Source organism: Cupriavidus sp. GW821-FHT07C08 (assembly GCF_059419025.1).
Map to the genome: position 1 here is coordinate 54312 of NZ_JBWKQZ010000037.1, position 18134 is coordinate 72445.

The following is an 18134-nucleotide window of genomic DNA, read 5'->3' on the forward strand; positions in this document are numbered from 1 at the left end:
GAAATCGATGTCCTTCCCGCATGCACGGGAAGGACGAAAAGGCTCAGGAGCGGTAGTCGGCGTTGATCGACACGTAGTCGTGCGACAGGTCGCAGGTCCAGACCGTCGCTTCGGCCTTGCCGCGTCCGAGCGCGATGCGCACGGTGATCTCGGCCTGCTTCATCACGCGCTGGCCGTCTTCTTCGCGGTAGTCGGGGTTGCGGCCGCCGTCGCGGGCCACCCAGACATCGTCCAGCCACAGGTTGACGCGGTCGACGTCGAGGTCGTTCACGCCGGCGTAGCCGACCGCGGCCAGGATGCGGCCCAGGTTGGGGTCCGATGCATAGAACGCGGTCTTGACCAGCGGCGAGTGGGCCACCGCATAGGCGATCTGGCGGCACTCGGCCACGTCCTTGCCGCCTTCGACGCGGATGGTCATCAGCTTGGTGGCGCCCTCGCCGTCGCGCACGATCATCTGCGCCAGCTCCTGCGCCAGCGCGGTCACCGCGTCGCGCAGCGCCTCGAAGGCCGGGCCTTCGGCGCGCTCGACCACGGCGCCGGACTTGCCCGTCGCGATCAGCACGAACGAGTCGTTGGTCGAGGTATCGCCGTCGATGGTGATGCTGTTGAACGAATGGTCGGCAGCGTAAGAGACCAGCGCCTGCAGCACTGGCTGGGCCACGGCGGCGTCCATGGCGATAAAGCCGAGCATGGTCGCCATGTTCGGGCGGATCATGCCGGCGCCCTTGCTGATGCCCGACAGCGTCACAGTCTTGCCGTCGATCTGCACCGTGCGCGACGCGGCCTTGGGCTGCGTGTCGGTGGTCATGATGGCTTCGGCGGCGGCCAGCCAGTTGTCCGGCTTCGCGTTGGCGATGGCGGCGGGCAGGCCGGACACCAGGCGATCCACCGGCAGCGGCTCCAGGATCACGCCGGTCGAGAACGGCAGCACCTGCTCGGGGGCGATGCCCAGTTGCGCGGCCAGCGCGTCGCAGCTGGCGCGGGCATTGGCCAGGCCCGGCTCGCCGGTGCCGGCGTTGGCATTGCCGGTGTTGACCACCAGCGCGCGGATGCCCTTGCCGGCGGCCAGGTGCTCGCGGCAGACCTGCACCGGCGCGGCGCAGAAGCGGTTGCTGGTGAAGACGCCGGCCACGGTGCTGCCTTCGGCCACGCGCACCACCAGCACGTCCTTGCGGTTGGCCTTGCGGATGCCCGCCTCGGCCCAGCCCAGCTCCACGCCGGCGACGGATTTCAGGTTCTCTGCCTGGGGCAGCGGAAGATTGACGGGCATGTGGACTCCTCTTTCCTGCTTGCGTTATCTGCTTGCGGCATCTGCTCGCAACTTGCTTGTCATCAGACGAACATGCCCGCTAAGGGCGGGCATGTCGTTTCCTTTCGCGTCACGCCGTGCGACGGGCGCGACGTCATACCGGTGCGCGACTCAGCTGAGCCGGCCGTGGCACTGCTTGAACTTCTTGCCCGAGCCGCACGGGCACGGGTCGTTGCGGCCGACCTTGGGCATGCCCGCGAGCGCCAGCTCGGCGGCGGCCATGGCCGCACCGGTGCGCGGCGACGGCGCTTCCTCGACCGGCTCGCGCCCTTCGGCGAACTCGTCGTGCTTGTACTGGACGTTCTCCAGGTGCGAAAGGCCTTCCTCGATCTCTTCCGACGCCTGCTCCAGTTCTTCCGGCGACTGGATCTGCACGTTGAAGGTCACGCGCGTGACTTCGCTCTTGATCAGGTCCAGCAAACGCGCGAACAGCTCGAACGACTCGCGCTTGTATTCCTGCTTGGGATCCTTCTGCGCATAGCCGCGCAGGTGGATGCCCTGGCGCAGGTGGTCCAGCGCGGCCAGGTGCTCGCGCCAGTGCGTGTCGATGCTCTGCAGCATGACCGAGCGCTCGAAGCCGGCGAACGACTCGCGGCCGACCATCGCGACCTTGCTGTCGTAGCGCTCCGCGGCCGCCTTCATGATCAGGTTGAGCAGCTCTTCGTCCTCGATGCTCTGCGCGCCCTCGATGGTCTGCGCCAGCGGCACTTCCAGGCCCCAGTCCTCGCGCAGGCGCGTTTCCAGGCCGGCGATGTTCCACTGCTCTTCCATGGTGTCGGCCGGCACGTGGTCGCGGAACAGCTCAACCAGCACGCTTTCGCGCAGGTTGGTCACCATGTCGCCGACATCCTGGGCTTCCAGCACGTCGTTGCGCAGCTTGTAGATTTCCTTGCGCTGGTCGTTGGCAACGTCGTCGTACTGCAGCAGCTGCTTGCGGATATCGAAGTTGCGGCCTTCGACCTTGCGCTGCGCCGACTCGATCGAGCGCGTGACGATGCCGGCTTCGATCGGCTCGCCCTCGGGCATCTTCAGGCGTTCCATGATGGCGCGCACGCGGTCGCCGGCGAAGATGCGCAGCAGCTGGTCGTCCAGCGACAGGTAGAAGCGCGACGAACCCGGGTCGCCCTGGCGGCCGGCACGGCCGCGCAACTGGTTGTCGATACGGCGCGACTCATGGCGCTCGGTGCCGACGATATGCAGGCCGCCGGCGGTCTTGACCTGCTCGTGCAGCGAATGCCACTCATCCTCGAGCTGCTTGATGCGCGCGGTCTTCTCGGCGTCGGACAGGTTCGGATCCGCCTCGATAAAGCCGGACTGCTTCTCCACATTGCCGCCCAGCACGATGTCGGTACCGCGACCGGCCATGTTGGTGGCAATGGTGATCATCTTGGGGCGGCCGGCCTGGGCCACGATCTCGGCTTCGCGTGCGTGCTGCTTGGCGTTGAGCACCTGGTGCGGCAGTTGCTCGCGCTCGAGCAGGCCCGACAGGTATTCCGAGGTCTCGATCGAGGTGGTGCCCACCAGCACCGGCTGGCCACGCTCGTAGCAGTCGCGGATATCGCGCACCACGGCGTCGTAGCGCTCCTTGCCGGTCTTGTAGATCTGGTCCTGCTGGTCCTTGCGCTGGGCCGGGCGGTTGGTCGGGATCACCACCACTTCCAGGCCGTAGATCTCCTGGAACTCATACGCTTCGGTGTCAGCCGTGCCGGTCATGCCGGCCAGCTTGCTGTACATGCGGAAGTAGTTCTGGAAGGTGATCGTCGCCAGCGTCTGGTTCTCTTGCTGGACGGTGACGCCTTCCTTGGCTTCCACGGCCTGGTGCAGGCCGTCGGACCAGCGGCGGCCGGTCATCAGGCGGCCGGTGAACTCGTCGACGATCACGACTTCGTCGTTCTGCACCACGTAGTGCTGGTCGCGATGGAACAGGCTGTGCGCGCGCAGTGCGGCGTACAGGTGGTGCATCAGCGTGATGTTCTGCGGCGCGTAGAGCGATTCGCCCTCGCCGATCAGGCCCTGCTGCGACAGGATCTCTTCGGCCTTCTCGTGGCCGGCTTCGGTCAGGTAGACCTGGTGGCCCTTCTCGTCGACGTAGTAGTCGCCCGGCTTCTCGACGCCGGTGCCATCGGCCTTCTCTTCACCGATCTGGCGCTCGAGCAGCTTGGGGATGCCGTTCATGCGCTGGTACAGGTCGGTCTGGTTCTCGGCCTGGCCGGAGATGATCAGCGGGGTGCGGGCCTCGTCGATCAGGATCGAGTCCACTTCATCGACGATGGCGTAGTTGAGCGGGCGCTGCACGCGCTGCGACGGGTCGTAGACCATGTTGTCGCGCAGGTAGTCGAAGCCGAACTCGTTGTTGGTGCCGTAGGTGATGTCCGAGTTGTACGCCGCCTGCTTGGCGTCGTGTGGCATCTGCGACAGGTTCACGCCCACCGACAGGCCCAGGAAGTTGTACAGCCGGCCCATCCACTCGGCATCGCGCTGCGCCAGGTAGTCGTTGACGGTCACCACATGCACGCCCTGGCCGGTGATGGCATTCAGGTACACGGCCAGGGTCGCGGTCAGCGTCTTGCCTTCGCCGGTGCGCATTTCGGCGATCTTGTTGTCGTTCAGCACCATGCCGCCGATCAGCTGCACGTCGAAGTGGCGCATCTTCATGACACGCTTGCTGGCCTCGCGGCAGACGGCGAAGGCCTCGGGCAGCAGCGCCTCGAGCGATTCGCCGCCGGCGTGGCGCTGCCGGAAGGTCTCCGTCATGCCGCGCAGCTCGTCGTCCGAGAGCTGCTCGAACTTCGGCTCCAGCGCATTGATCTGCGCCACCGTGCGGCGATATTGTTTGATCAGCCGCTCATTGCGGCTGCCGAAGACTTTCTTGAGAAGGCCGGTGATCATCGATTGCTTTCACCTGCGCGGAACCGGGTGCACCCCAGGGATGCGGGCTGCTCCGGCGGCCGGGCGAGGAATGGATAGATTGGCGCAAAACGCCGAGTTTATCATGTGCCGGGGTCACGGCCGGAACGCGCCTGGCCCCGTCCCGCAAGGGCAGGCAAGCCTGCCGAATGTTGACCACGCGTGTCGTGCGCATGATCGCCCGCGCGCCCCGTCAGCCACAGTTTGGGGCGGCCGCCGCAGCTTCAATCCACGGTCGGGCAAGGCGGCCCCCGCGCCCCTTGCTAGAATGCATGCATGCGCCGCTTCACCCACCACGCCCTGCAGACCCCCGCCGCCAAGCCGCTCAACGATTGGCTGGCCAAGGCCGGCCCGGTTTCGACGCTGATGCAGACCGCGCGCCAGCTGTCGGTGCTGGAGGCCGAGGTGCTGGCGCTGCTGCCCGCCGGCATGCGCGACGGCCTGGCCGTGGCCGGCGTCAAGCGTGACGCCACCGACCCGAACGCCCAGGTGCTGCTGTTGCTGGCCGCGCACGGCGCCGCCGCTGCCCGCGTGCGCCAGGTGGTGCCGACGCTGCTGGCGCGGCTGCACCAGCGCGGCTCGCACATCACCGCGATCCGGGTGCGGGTGCAGCCAGAGGTGTCGCGCCACGCGGACTGGGAAGTGGAGCCCGTGCAACGTCAGCGCACCGGCGGCCGCATGACGCCCACGGGACTCGCCAATCTGGACCAGCTGGCGCGCAGCCTGCCGGATTCGCCGCTGCGCGACGCGCTCAATACCCTGCTCGCCCATCACCGCTAGCCCGGTGCCGATCACGAAAAAGCCGACCCTCGGGTCGGCTTTTTTTGCGCCAGTTCGCCAGGATCAGGCAAACGCCGGCTGCGCCTGCGGCAGGAAAGCGGCCGGGGCTTCCTCGACGCGATCGAAGGTGACCAGCTCGTAGGCTTCCTGGTCGGCCAGCAGCGCGCGCAGCAGCTGGTTGTTCAGGCCGTGGCCCGACTTGTTGGCCACATAGGCGCCGATCAGCGGATGGCCCACCACATACAGGTCGCCGATCGCATCCAGGATCTTGTGGCGCACGAACTCGTCGCCGTAGCGCAGCTCTTCATTGTTGAGCATGCGGTGCTCGTCCAGCACGATCGCGTTGTCCAGGCTGCCGCCGCGCGCCAGGCCCATCTCGCGCAGCGCTTCCACCTCGTGCGCAAAACCGAAGGTGCGGGCGCGGGCAATCTCGCGCACGTAGCTGGTGTCGGCAAAGTCGATCGAGAAGGTCTGGCCGGTCTTGTCGACCGCCGGGTGGCGGAAGTCGATGGTGAACGACAGCTTGAAGCCGAAGAACGGCTCCAGCCGCGCCAGCTTGTCGCCCTCGCGCACTTCCACCGGCTTCTTGACGCGGATAAAGGTCTTCAGCGCGTTCTGCTCTTCAATGCCAGCCGACTGCAGCAGGAACACGAAGGACGCGGCGCTGCCGTCCATGATCGGGATTTCCTCGGCGTCGACATCGACATAGAGGTTGTCGATGCCCAGGCCCGCACAGGCCGACATCAGGTGCTCGACGGTCGAAACGCGCGCGCCATCCTTCTGCAGCACCGACGCCAGGCGCGTGTCGCCGATGGCCGACGCGGCCACGGGAATCTCGACGGCCTCGGGCAGGTCGACGCGGGTAAAGACGATGCCGGTGTCGGCCGACGCGGGACGCAGGGTCAACGTGACCTTGCGGCCCGAGTGCAGGCCGATGCCAACGGTCTTCACCAGGGATTTGATCGTGCGCTGTTTGAGCATGACAGCCTCAACTATTATAAAAATCTATCGTGCAGCTTTTCTGATTAAGGGATTTTACCACCACCTCAAGGGCGCTGCAGCCGGGTTTTGTTTCCGGCTGTTAACACTCCCTTAACAAGTTGCGTATTATCCACGTTTACCCGGATAACTGTGTCACCCACGCAACGCCGCCAGCACTGCCTCGGCGCTGCTGACGCGGAATTCTCCCGGTGCCTCGACGTCGAGCCGGGTGACGACGCCATCGTCGATGACCATCGCGTAGCGCTTGGAGCGCACACCCATGCCGCGCGCGGTCAGGTCCTGGTCCAGGCCCAGCGCACGGGTCCACTCGGCGCTGCCGTCGGCCATCATGCGCACCGTGCCGCCCGCCTGCTGCTCACGGCCCCAGGCGCCCATCACGAAGGCGTCGTTGACCGACACGCACCAGACCTCGTCGACACCGGCCTCGCGCAGTTCCGCGGCGTGCTGCACAAAGCCCGGCACATGCTTGGCCGAGCAGGTCGGCGTGAAAGCGCCGGGCAGGCCGAACACCACGATCTTACGGCCGCGGACCAGGTCCGCCACCTTGAAGGCATTGGGGCCAAGGGCACAGCCGTTGCCTTCGGTTTCGAAGAATTCCTGCAGCGTGGCGTCGGGGACGCGGGAACCTACAGCGATCATGGGTCGTGGTCCTCTTGGGTTTTCTGAAGAATAGTCCGGATGCCGGGGCGCGGACGCCCGCACTCAGGCAGACGGGCAACCTCAAGATCATAGGCGCCCTGCCCGCATTGCCAAAGCCGGGTCACATCCGGTGACATCCGGCGCGGATCCGATACACCTTGCTACAAAGACGTCCGCGCGGCGCACCTCTTGGGTGCGCCGCGCGGACGCTGATACATCCCGACCGGGAAGGCGGGAAACCAGTCCGGGGAGGCGGCCAGCGGCACGCCCGTCCCGGCGACGGGATGTGGGTGAAGCTCAGTCCGGCGCAGGCGCGGCGCCGCCAGCGGCCCGGCGGTTCACGTCAGTCCATGCAAGGCACGCGCGGATGGGGAGCGCACGTGCATCGCGACAAGGCGACGCGTTCCGTCAGGCGGCCGGTGGAGGCACCGATGCCGCGCCAGGCAGGGCTCAGTCTGCCTGCTTGCGCAGGAAGGCCGGGATGTCGTACGTATCCACACCCTTTTCCTGCAGCGCCGCCACGTGGGCCGACGCCGACTCACGCGAGCTGCGCCACACTGCCGGCGTATCCAGGTTGCTGTAGTCCGGCGAGCTGTGCGTGGCCGCGGCGGCGGTCATGTTGGCCATCATCTGCACCGGCATGTTGTCCGTGCCGGTCTTGAGCAGGGTCATCGGCTGTTGCTTCTTGGCCGAGCGGCCCAGGCCCGTGGCCACCACCGTCACGCGCAGCGCATCGCTCATCGAGTCGTCGTACACCGTACCGAAGATCACGGTCGCATCTTCCGCGGCGTAGCTGCGGATGGTGTTCATGACTTCCTTGGTTTCCGACAGCTTCAGCGAACGGCTGGCGGTGATGTTGACCAGCACGCCGCGCGCGCCGGACAGGTCCACGCCTTCCAGCAGCGGGCTGGCAACGGCCTGCTCGGCCGCCAGGCGGGCGCGGTCAACGCCCGACACGGTGGCCGTCCCCATCATGGCCTTGCCCTGCTCGCCCATCACCGTCTTCACGTCTTCGAAGTCGACGTTCACCAGGCCGTCAACGTTGATGATCTCGGCAATGCCGGCCACCGCGTTGTGCAGCACGTCGTCGGCGCACTGGAAGCACTTGTCCATCTCGGCGTCGTCGCCCATCACTTCGAACAGCTTCTCGTTGAGCACCACGATCAGCGAGTCGACGCTCGATTCCAGCTCGCTGGAACCGTGTTCGGCCACCTTGGCGCGGCGCGCGCCTTCGAAGTCGAACGGCTTGCTGACCACGCCCACGGTCAGGATGCCCATCTCCTTGGCCACTTGCGCGACGATCGGCGCGGCGCCCGTGCCGGTGCCGCCGCCCATGCCGGCAGTGATGAAGACCATGTGCGCGCCGCGCAGGGAGTCGGCGATCTGCTCGCGGGCCTGGTCGGCACAACCGCGGCCGACTTCCGGCTTGGCGCCAGCGCCCAGGCCCGTATTGCCAAGCTGCAGCACGCGCGAAGCGCTCGAACGCTTGAGCGCCTGGGCATCGGTGTTCATGCAGATGAATTCGACGCCTTGCACGCCGCGGCTGATCATGTGCTGCACGGCGTTACCGCCCGCACCGCCCACGCCGACCACCTTGATGATGGTGCCGTCCTGCACTTCCGTTTCGATCATGTCAAAGTCCATCACTGCCTCCGAGAAAAATCAGTCCCCAGACGATGCAGCCTCCCCGCCGCAACCCCTGGTTTCTGAACAAGAAACCAATAAAAAGAAAACCAGAAAACTTCCACTGAGCACACAGGCCTGTCCGGTAGACCGCCCTGCCTGCGCGCCGTTGCATCGTCAGCGCGTCAATTTCCGCATTGATCAGAAATTGCCGACAAACCATTCCTTCATGCGCGTCCACACCTGCTTGACCGAGCCGCTCTGCACGGCCACCTTGCGTCCGCGCATGCGTTGCACGCGGCCTTCCAGCAGCAGGCCCATCACGGTCGCGTAGCGCGGGCTCTTCACCACCTCGTGCAGGTTGCCGCGGTACTCCGGCACGCCCACGCGCACGGGCTTGAGGAAGATGTCCTCGCCCAGCTCGACCATGCCCGGCATCATCGCGGTGCCACCGGTGATGACCACGCCGGACGACAACAGTTCTTCATAGCCCGACTCGCGCACCACCTGGTGCACCAGCGAGTACAGCTCTTCGATGCGCGGCTCGATCACCGCGGCCAGTGCCTGGCGGCTGAGCGTGCGCGTGCCGCGGTCGCCCACGCCGGGCACCTCGATCATGTCGTCCGGGTCGGCGATCGCCTGCTTGGCGATGCCGTATTGGATCTTGATGTCCTCGGCGTCGGGCGTCGGCGTGCGCAGCGCCATCGCGATGTCGTTGGTGATCTGGTCGCCGGCGATGGGGATCACGGCCGTATGGCGGATCGCGCCTTCGCTGAAGATGGCGATGTCGGTGGTGCCGCCGCCGATGTCGACCAGCACCACGCCCAGCTCCTTCTCGTCCTCAGTCAGCACCGCCAGGCTGGAAGCCAGCGGCTGCAGGATCAGGTCGTGCACTTCCAGGCCGCAGCGGCGCACGCACTTGACGATGTTCTGCGCGGCGCTGACCGCGCCGGTGACGATATGCACCTTCACTTCCAGGCGGATGCCGCTCATGCCGATGGGCTCGCGCACGTCTTCCTGGCCGTCGATGATGAATTCCTGCGTCAGGATGTGCAGGATCTGCTGGTCGGTCGGGATATTGACCGCCTTGGCGGTCTCGATCACGCGCGCCACGTCGGTCTGCGTGACCTCCTTGTCCTTGATCGCCACCATGCCGCTGGAATTGAAGCTGCGGATGTGGCTGCCGGCAATGCCGGTGAAAACCTCTGAAATCTTGCAGTCGGCCATCAGCTCGGCCTCTTCCAGCGCCTTCTGGATCGACTGCACGGTGGCCTCGATATTGACCACGACCCCTTTCTTCAGACCCTTGGACTCTGACTGGCCCATCCCGATCACCTCGTAGCTGCCGTCGGGGCGCAGTTCTGCCACCACCGCCGCCACCTTCGAGGTGCCGATATCCAGACCGACCAACAGGTCCTTGTATTCCTTGCTCATCGGGTTTTCTCCGCGTTCTTGCTCTTCAGTCGCGTCGGATTGTTGTTGGAAGTACCTGAAACCGCTGCTGCCGCCGGCGCCGGCTTGGCCGCCTTCGCTGCCTTCGCCGCCTTCTCAGCCCTGACCGCCGCTGCGATCTGCGCCTCGGTCAGGAAGCGGGCATTGGCGGCGCGGATGGCAAAGCCGTTGGGATAACGCAGGTCGGCATACTCGATCTGGCTGCCCCATTGCTGGGTGACCTGCGGCCAGGCCGCGACGAAGCGCCGGACCCGCTGGTCCATCGCCACGCGATCCTCATCGTTCTGCTCGCGGCCCAGTTCGACCTCCATGCCGTTGGACAGCTTCGCGCGCCAGGCATAGCGGCCGGACAGGGCCACCGCCAGCGGCTCGGCCTTGAGCGGCTTGAACCACTGGCGCATGACCTCGAGCTTCTCGATCACGTCGCCCTCGCTGTCCGGCGGCCCGTCCAGCGCCAGCAGCTGTGCGTCTTCTTCCGCCTCGGCGGTGTTGGCGACAAAGACCTCGCCATAGGTATTGATCAGGCGGCCGCTGTCGGGCGTGCCCCAGGTGCCCAGCGCCTCGTGTTCCTCGACCTCGACCGCCAGGCCGTTGGGCCATTCGCGCCGCACGCTGGCGCGCCGCACCCAGGGCACCGACTCGAACGCCTGCCGGGCCGCGTTCAGGTCCAGCGTGAAGAAATTGCCGGTCAGCTTGCCCAGCGCGCTGGCACGCACGCTGGGCGCGTTCACGTGGCGCAGGGCGCCGCCGTCCAGCGGGCCGATCTCCACATGGGTGATGGCGAACACCGGCCGCTGCGCCAGCCACAGCAGGCCTGCCGCGAGCGCCATCAGCACCACCAGCGCGTACAGCGCGGAGGCGATCAGGTTGAGCAGGCGTGCGTTATGCCACATGGTCCGGTGCGGTCGTGTTCGGTTGCGTTATTCGGGTTTCCAATGCTCGTTGGGATGCAGGTCCAGCGTGGCCGCGGCCACCACCTGCATCACGAAGTCCTCGTAGCTGATGCCAACCGCGCGCGCCGCCATCGGCACCAGCGAATGGCCGGTCATGCCGGGCGAGGTATTCATCTCGAGCAGGAAAGGCTTGCCGTCGGCGCGCAGCATCAGGTCGGCGCGCGCCCAGCCGCGGCATCCCAGCACGCGGTAGGACTGCACCGCCAGTGCCCGGACCTCGCGTTCGACTTCAGGGTCCAGGCCCGACGGGCACAAGTACTGGGTATCGTCAGTAAAGTACTTATTTTGATAGTCGTAGTTGGCTTCGGGCGCAACAATGCGGATCACCGGCAGCGCTTCGGCGCTGTCGCCCTCGCCCACGATCGGGCAGGTCAGCTCGGCGCCGTCGATAAAGGTCTCGGCAATGACGTCGTTGTCCAGCGCCGCGGCCTTCTCGAACGCCGCGCGCATCTGGTCGGCGGCAGTGACCTTGGTCAGGCCGATCGACGAGCCCTCGCGCGCCGGCTTGACGATCAGCGGCAGGCCCAGGTCGGCCGCCACGGCGTCGAAATCGGTGTCCGCATGCAGCATGGCAAAGCGCGGCGTGGCCAGGTCATGGGTCATCCACAGGCGCTTGGTGGCCTGCTTGTCCATGGCCATGGCCGAAGCCAGCACGCCGCTGCCGGTGTACGGCACGCCCAGCTGCTCGAGCAGGCCCTGCATGGTGCCGTCCTCGCCATAGCGGCCGTGCAGTGCGATAAAGACGCGGTCAAAGCCGGCCGCGGCCAGCTCGGCCACGCCCTGCAGGCCCGGGTCGAAGCCGTGCGCGTCCACGCCGCGCGACTGCAGCGCAGCCAGAACGCCCTTGCCCGACATCAGCGAGATCTCGCGTTCGGCCGAGCGCCCGCCCAGCAGCACGCCGACTTTGCCCAGCGACTTGGGATCGATATTGGGATGGGCGACGAAGCTCATGCCTGGCCTCCCTGCGTTGATTGCGTCGATTGCTGGTGCGACACCAGCTGCCCCGGCACGGCCCCGATCGAGCCCGCGCCCATCGTCACGACCACATCGCCCGGCCGGACGGCATCCAGGATGGCCTGCGGCATTTCTTCCATCTGCTCCACGAAAACAGGTTCGACCTTGCCGGCCACGCGCAGCGCGCGGGTCAGCGCACGGCCGTCGGCAGCCACGATCGGGGCTTCGCCGGCGGCGTAGACCTCGGCCAGCAGCAGGGCATCGACGGTGCCCAGCACTTTGACGAAGTCCTCAAAGCAATCCCGCGTACGGGTAAAACGGTGCGGCTGGAACGCCAGCACCAGGCGGCGCCCCGGGAACGCGCCGCGCGCGGCGGCCAGCGTGGCCGCCATCTCCACCGGGTGGTGGCCATAGTCGTCCACCAGGGTGAAGGTGCCGGCGCCATCGGGCGTGGCCACCTCGCCATAGCGCTGGAAGCGCCGGCCCACGCCGTGGAACTCGCGCAGCGCCTTGACGATGGCGGCATCGGGCACCTCCAGCTCGGTGGCGATGGCGATCGCCGCCAGCGCGTTCTGCACGTTGTGCAGGCCGGGCAGGTTCAGCACGATCTCCAGCGGCGGCTCGGCATGGCCGTCGAGGTGGCGCTGCACGGTAAAGTGCATCTGGCCGTCGACCGCGCGCGCGTCCACGGCGCGGATCTGGGCATCCTCGGCAAAGCCGTAGCGCACCACCGGCTTGGACACGAACGGCAGGATCTCGCGCACGTTGGGGTCATCCACGCACAGCACGGCGATGCCGTAGAACGGCAACCGCTGCGTGAATTCGATGAACGCCTGCTTGAGCCGGGCAAAGTCGTGCCCGTAGGTGTCCATGTGGTCGGCATCGATATTGGTAATGACCTCGATGACCGGGAACAGGTTCAGGAAAGATGCGTCCGACTCGTCGGCCTCGGCGACGATGAAGTCGCCGGTGCCCAGGCGCGCATTCGCGCCGGCCGAATTGAGGCGGCCGCCGATCACGAAGGTGGGATCGAGCCCGCCTTCGGCCAGCACCGACGCCACCAGGCTGGTGGTGGTGGTCTTGCCGTGCGTGCCGGCAATGGCCACGCCCTGCTTCAGGCGCATCAGTTCGGCCAGCATCACCGCGCGCGGCACCACCGGGATGCGCTTGCTGCGGGCCGCCAGCACTTCGGGGTTGTCGCCGCTGACCGCGGTCGACACCACCACCGCGTTGGCGCCAGCGACGTTGGCCGCGTCATGCCCGTGCATGACCGTGGCGCCCAGCGAAGCCAGGCGCCGCGTGGCGGCATTGTTGCCCACGTCCGAGCCCGAGACCTTGTATCCCAGGTTCAGCAGGACCTCGGCGATGCCGCTCATGCCGGCGCCGCCGATGCCCACGAAGTGGATGTTTTTGACGATATGCTTCATTCGATTGCTGCTTGATTAGGCTTCAGTCCCTGGCCAGCTGACTGCAGATCTCGGCGACGCGCCGGGTTGCCTCAGGCTTGGCCAGTCCGCGCGCCAGGCGCGCCATGTCTTTCAGCTGCGGCCGAGTCAGGCTGGCGATGGTTTGCGCCAGCCCCTCGGCCGTCAGGTCTTTCTGCTGCACCAGCAGGGCCGCGCCCTGCTTCGACAAAAATTCCGCGTTGGTGGTCTGGTGGTCGTCCACCGCATGCGGGAACGGCACGAACATCGCCGCCACGCCCGCGGCAGCCACTTCCGACACCGTCATCGCGCCGGCGCGGCAGATCACCAGGTCAGCATCGGCGTAAGCGCGCGCCATGTCGTCGATAAACGGCAGGGTCTGCGCGGGCACCTGCGCGGCCGCGTAGTTGGCGCGCAGCGTGTCGATCTGCTTTGCGCCCGCCTGATGCGTGACCACCGGGCGCTCGCCCTCGGGCAGCAGTGCGACGGCCTTGGGTACCACCTCGTTCAACGCCGCAGCGCCCAGGCTGCCACCCACCACCAGGATGCGCAGCGGGCCGCTGCGCTGGTCATAGCGCGCTTCGGGCGCGTCCAGGTGCGCCAGTTCCTCGCGCACCGGGTTGCCGGTCCATTCGCCGCCGGGCAGCGTGTCCGGGAATGCGCACAGCACGCGGTCGGCCACCTTGGCCAGCACCTTGTTGGCCAGACCGGCGATCGAGTTCTGCTCGTGCAGCACCAGCGGCCGCCCCAGCAGCGACGCCATCATGCCGGCCGGGAAGGTGATATAGCCGCCCATGCCCAGCACCACGCTCGGGCGCACCCGGCGCAGCGCGACTATGCTCTGCCAGAACGCGCGCAGCAGGTTCAGCGGCAGCAGGAACTTGGTCACCAGGCCCTTGCCGCGCAGCCCGCCGAACTGGATGAACTCCATCGGGATGTCGTGCTTGGGCACCAGCGTGGCTTCCATGCCGGTGCGGTTGCCCAGCCAGACCACCTTCCAGCCTTGCTCGCGCAGCGCGTGCGCGACCGCCAGCCCCGGGAACACGTGTCCCCCGGTGCCGCCGGCCATCACGAGCAAGGTGCGCGTCTGGGTCATACCTTCCCTCCACGCATCAGCACGCGATTTTCATAATCAATGCGCAAGAGAATCGCCAACGCCACGCAGTTCATCAAGATCCCGGACCCGCCATAGCTCACCAGCGGCAGCGTCAGCCCCTTGGTCGGCAGCAGGCCCAGGTTCACGCCCATATTGATAAAGGTCTGCCAGCCGATCCACACGCCGATGCCCTTGGCCACCAGCCCGGCAAAGGTGCGGTCCAGCTGCAGCGCGGTGCGGCCGATATTGAAGGCGCGGCGCACCAGCCAGTAGAACAGCACAATCACCACCAGCACGCCGATAAAGCCGAATTCCTCGCCGATCACCGCCAGGATGAAGTCGGTATGCGCTTCGGGCAGGTAGTGCAGTTTCTCGATGCTGCCGCCCAGCCCCACGCCGGTCCACTCGCCGCGGCCGAAGGCGATCAGCGAGTGCGTCAGCTGGTAGGCCTTGCCCAGCGCGTTGCTCTCTTCCCACGGGTTCAGGTAGGCGAAGATCCGCTCGCGCCGCCAGGGCGACGCGGTGATCAGCAGCGCGAACGCGCCCACTGCCACGCCGACCAGCCCGGCGAACAGCTTGCCGTTGATGCCGCCCAGGAACAGGATGGCCATGGCCACGGCCGCGATTACCAGGAATGCGCCCATGTCCGGCTCGAGCAGCAGCAGCATGCCGACCACCACCACGGCCACGCCCATCGGCAGGAAGCCCTTGGACACGGTCTGCATCCACTCCTGCTTGCGCACCGTGTAGTTGGCGGCATACAGCACCACCGCCAGCTTCATCAGCTCCGACGGCTGGAAGTTCATCACGCCCAGCGGGATCCAGCGCCGCGCGCCGTTCACGCCCTTGCCGACGAACGGCACCAGCACGATCACCAGCAGGACCAGTGCGACGATAAAGAGCTTGGGCGCGTAGCGGTCCCATACCTTGACCGGGATCTGGAACGACGCCAGCCCGACCGACAGCCCGATCCCCAGCGCGAACGCATGGCGCATCAGGAAGTGGCTCTCGCGGTAGTTGGCGTAGCGCGGCGAGTCCGGCAGCGCGATCGAGGCCGAATAGACCATCACCAGGCCGAGCGCGAGCAGCACGATCGACACCCACAGCATGGGCTGGTCGTACTCCATCATGCGCGAGCGCGTCGGCTTGACGCCGGACACGGCGTCGCGCAGGCCACCCCAGGCATTGCCGATGGTGGCACCGATAAAGCCGCTGCGCTTGACCTGTGCTTCGCTCATGGCAGGATCCCCCGGGACAGCGCCAGTTCTTCCACCGCGCCGCGGAACACCTCGGCGCGGTGCACGTAGTTGCGGAACATGTCGAGGCTGGCGCACGCGGGCGACAGCAGCACCACATCGCCGTTCTCGGCCAGTCCGGCAGCCTTCGTCACGGCCTCTTCCAGCGTGGCGGCGTCGACCAGGCTGGCACCGCTGCCCTGCAATGCATCGCGCAGCTCACCCGCGGCGCGGCCGATCAGCACCACCGCGCGTGCGTACTGCGCCACCGGCGCGGCCAGCGGCGAGAAATCCTGGCCCTTGCCTTCGCCACCGGCGATCAGCACCACGCGCTTGTCCAGCCCCGACAGCGCGGCCACGGTGGCGCCGACATTGGTGCCCTTGCTGTCGTCGAAATACTCGACGTCGTCGATGGTGGCAACCCACTCCACGCGGTGCGGCTCGCCGCGGTATTCGCGCAGGCCGTGCAGCAGTGCGTTCATCGGCAGGTCGATGGCACGGCACAGCGCCAGCGCGGCCATCGCGTTGGTGGCGTTGTGCATGCCGCGGATATGCAGCGCGTCGGCCGGCATCAGGCGCTTGTGGCGCACCGGCACGGCTTCCTGGACCACCTCGGCGGCCTTGCGGCGGCGCGGCTTGCCCTCCCCTTCCGCGTCCGGATCGGGTTCGGCCAGCACCAGCCAGGGCATGCCGCCCTCGCGCAGGATGCCGAAGCTGCCCGGCGTCTCCGGCAGGTCGGTGCCGAAAGTCAGCGGCGAGCGCCCGGGCCGCGCCATTTCCATGGTCAGTCGGTCATTGCGGTTGAGCACCTGCACGCACTCACTGCCAGCCGGCCCGAAGATGCGCGCCTTGGACGCGGCATAGGCTTCCATCGAGCCATGCCAGTCCAGGTGGTCCTGGGTGACATTGAGCACGGTGGCCGCGGCGGGCGCCAGCGTGTGCGTGGTTTCCAGCTGGAAGCTGGACAGCTCAAGCACCCACACTTCCGGCAGCGATGCCGAGGCGATGCAGGCCGACAGCTTGTCCAGCGCCGACGGACTGATATTGCCCGCCACCGCCACGCTCTTGCCGGCGCGCTCCACCAACCTGCCGGTCAGCGCGGTGGTGGTGGTCTTGCCATTGGTGCCGGTGATCGCCAGGATCTTCGGCGCGTAGCCGGACTCGGCTTCCAGGTGGCGCAGCGCGCGCACGAACAGTTCGATCTCGCCCCACACCGGGATGCCGCGCGCCTGCGCCGCGGCCAGCAGCGCGCCGGTGCCCGCTTCCAGCGGCGACAGGCCCGGGCTGATCGCCACCAGGCCGATGCCGTCGAGCAGGCTGTCGGCGAACGGGCCGCCGACGAACTCGGCCGAAGTCAGCTCGGCCTGCAGGAAGACAAGGTTGGCGGGCGCCTCGCGCGTGTCTGCCACGCGCACCGCGCAGCCGTTCAGGCCACACCAGCGCGCCATGGCCAGGCCCGATTCACCGAGGCCCAGTACCAGCACATGAGGTTTTTGCAGCTCGCCAAACACTTCGATTTCCTGCCTTTGGTTTCCTGAATCTATATAGAGAGCGCCGTCAGTCCCTGACTCGCGCAACCGTTAACGCAACTTCAGTGTCGACAACCCGATCAGCACCAGCAGCATGGTGATGATCCAGAAGCGCACCGTGACCTGGGTTTCCTTCCAGCCGCCCAGCTCGAAATGGTGGTGCAGCGGCGCCATCCTGAAGAGCCGCCTGCCTTCGCCATAGCGGCGCTTGGTGATCTTGAACCACGTGACCTGCGCCATCACCGACAGTGTTTCCACCACGAAGATGCCGCCCATCACGAACAGCACGATCTCCTGGCGCACGATCACCGCCACCGTGCCCAGCGCGCCGCCCAGCGCCAGCGCGCCCACGTCGCCCATGAACACCTGCGCCGGGTGCGCGTTGAACCAGAGGAAGGCCAGCCCCGCCCCGCCCAGCGCCGAGCAGAAGATCAGCAGCTCGCCCGCGCCCGGGATATGCGGGAACAGCAGGTACTTGCTGTAGACCGAACTGCCCATCACGTACGCAAACACACCCAGCCCGCTGCCGACCAGCACCACCGGCATGATCACCAGCCCGTCCAGGCCGTCGGTCAGGTTGACGGCATTGCTCGAGCCCACGATCACCAGGTAGGTCAGCACGATGAAGCCGGCCACGCCCAGCGGGTAGCTGACCTCCTTGAAGAAGGGCACGATCAGGTTGGACTTGTACGGCATGTCCAGCGACAGCCCGCCCTCGACCCAGCTCAGGAACAGGTCCCACACCCTGACGTTGCTGCTCTCCGACACCGAGAACGCCAGGTAGACCGCGGCCACCAGGCCGATCAGCGTCTGCCAGAAAAATTTCTCGCGGCTCGACATGCCGCGCGGGTCGCGATACACCACCTTGCGGTAGTCGTCGACCCAGCCGATGGCGCCGTAGCCGAAGGTGACCAGCATCACCACCCAGATGAAACGGTTGCCCCAGTCGCACCACAGCAGCGTCGACACCGCGATCGAGACCAGCACCAGCACGCCGCCCATGGTCGGCGTGCCGGCCTTGACCAGGTGGGTCTGCGGGCCGATGGTGCGCACCGCCTGGCCGACCTTCAGCTCGGTCAGCTTGCGGATCACCCACGGACCGAACGCCAGCCCGATCAGAAGCGCGGTGAGGTTGGCCATCACCGCGCGGAAAGTCAGGTAGTTGACGACCCGGAGGAAGCTGTAGTCGTTTTGCAGCCACTGGGCCAGAGCCAATAACATCGTGTTGTCT

General features: G+C 66.9%; 14 protein-coding genes. 1 reads left to right on the top strand and 13 read right to left on the bottom strand.

The features are described 5' to 3' along the window. Window positions 1-43: 43 nt before the first annotated feature. Entirely contained in the window at window positions 44-1270 is a 1227-nt protein-coding gene (gene argJ / locus AC07UK_RS33510) for a bifunctional glutamate N-acetyltransferase/amino-acid acetyltransferase ArgJ (RefSeq protein WP_436222701.1), read from the bottom strand. Between the two features lie 150 nt (window positions 1271-1420). Then, complete coding sequence (gene secA, locus AC07UK_RS33515; RefSeq protein ID WP_494687847.1) at window positions 1421-4198, bottom strand: preprotein translocase subunit SecA; 2778 nt, start codon at window positions 4196-4198, stop codon at window positions 1421-1423. Window positions 4199-4492: 294 nt separating this feature from the next. On the opposite strand from secA, the gene AC07UK_RS33520 reads away from it, so the two are divergent. Then, entirely contained in the window at window positions 4493-4996 is a 504-nt protein-coding gene (locus AC07UK_RS33520) for a hypothetical protein (protein WP_013958068.1), read from the top strand. A gap of 63 nt (window positions 4997-5059) precedes the next feature. Here AC07UK_RS33520 and lpxC read toward each other — a convergent pair whose 3' ends face one another. From lpxC to mraY, 11 genes are all read right to left on the bottom strand, one after another. Then, the gene (lpxC, locus tag AC07UK_RS33525) at window positions 5060-5977 is read right to left on the bottom strand and encodes a UDP-3-O-acyl-N-acetylglucosamine deacetylase (RefSeq protein WP_013958069.1); all 918 of its coding nucleotides are present in this window, start codon (window positions 5975-5977) and stop codon (window positions 5060-5062) included. A 153-nt stretch (window positions 5978-6130) separates the two neighbouring features. Beyond that, window positions 6131-6637: a peroxiredoxin gene (locus tag AC07UK_RS33530; RefSeq protein ID WP_436222703.1), complete on the bottom strand. Its 507-nt coding sequence runs from the start codon at window positions 6635-6637 to the stop codon at window positions 6131-6133. A gap of 450 nt (window positions 6638-7087) precedes the next feature. Beyond that, window positions 7088-8281 carry a cell division protein FtsZ gene (ftsZ, locus tag AC07UK_RS33535; RefSeq protein WP_035826167.1) on the bottom strand — a complete coding sequence of 398 codons (1194 nt, stop codon included), beginning with the start codon at window positions 8279-8281 and terminating at the stop codon, window positions 7088-7090. 180 nt (window positions 8282-8461) lie between these two features. Continuing rightward, on the bottom strand, window positions 8462-9694 hold the full coding sequence (gene ftsA, locus AC07UK_RS33540) for a cell division protein FtsA (RefSeq protein ID WP_010814765.1): 1233 nt from the start codon (window positions 9692-9694) through the stop codon (window positions 8462-8464). Then, the gene (locus AC07UK_RS33545; protein ID WP_010814766.1) at window positions 9691-10605 is read right to left on the bottom strand and encodes a cell division protein FtsQ/DivIB; all 915 of its coding nucleotides are present in this window, start codon (window positions 10603-10605) and stop codon (window positions 9691-9693) included. Before AC07UK_RS33545 ends, ftsA begins: the two co-directional genes overlap by 4 nt. Window positions 10606-10632: 27 nt before the next feature. Further along, on the bottom strand, window positions 10633-11616 hold the full coding sequence (locus tag AC07UK_RS33550; protein ID WP_013958071.1) for a D-alanine--D-alanine ligase: 984 nt from the start codon (window positions 11614-11616) through the stop codon (window positions 10633-10635). Then, window positions 11613-13046 (bottom strand): UDP-N-acetylmuramate--L-alanine ligase, encoded by a 1434-nt coding sequence (gene murC / locus AC07UK_RS33555; RefSeq protein ID WP_494688071.1) that lies wholly within the window; start codon window positions 13044-13046, stop codon window positions 11613-11615. Before murC ends, AC07UK_RS33550 begins: the two co-directional genes overlap by 4 nt. A gap of 22 nt (window positions 13047-13068) precedes the next feature. Next, complete coding sequence (gene murG / locus AC07UK_RS33560) at window positions 13069-14139, bottom strand: undecaprenyldiphospho-muramoylpentapeptide beta-N-acetylglucosaminyltransferase (RefSeq protein ID WP_436222704.1); 1071 nt, start codon at window positions 14137-14139, stop codon at window positions 13069-13071. Continuing rightward, a complete protein-coding gene (gene ftsW, locus AC07UK_RS33565; RefSeq protein ID WP_436222705.1) occupies window positions 14136-15377 on the bottom strand; it encodes a putative lipid II flippase FtsW in 1242 nt (413 codons plus the stop codon). Before ftsW ends, murG begins: the two co-directional genes overlap by 4 nt. After that, window positions 15374-16885: a UDP-N-acetylmuramoyl-L-alanine--D-glutamate ligase gene (murD, locus tag AC07UK_RS33570; RefSeq protein WP_436222706.1), complete on the bottom strand. Its 1512-nt coding sequence runs from the start codon at window positions 16883-16885 to the stop codon at window positions 15374-15376. The genes ftsW and murD overlap by 4 nt, the downstream gene beginning before the upstream one ends. Window positions 16886-16954: 69 nt before the next feature. Further along, on the bottom strand, window positions 16955-18124 hold the full coding sequence (gene mraY, locus AC07UK_RS33575; protein WP_042887312.1) for a phospho-N-acetylmuramoyl-pentapeptide-transferase: 1170 nt from the start codon (window positions 18122-18124) through the stop codon (window positions 16955-16957). Between the last annotated feature and the right edge of the window lie 10 nt (window positions 18125-18134).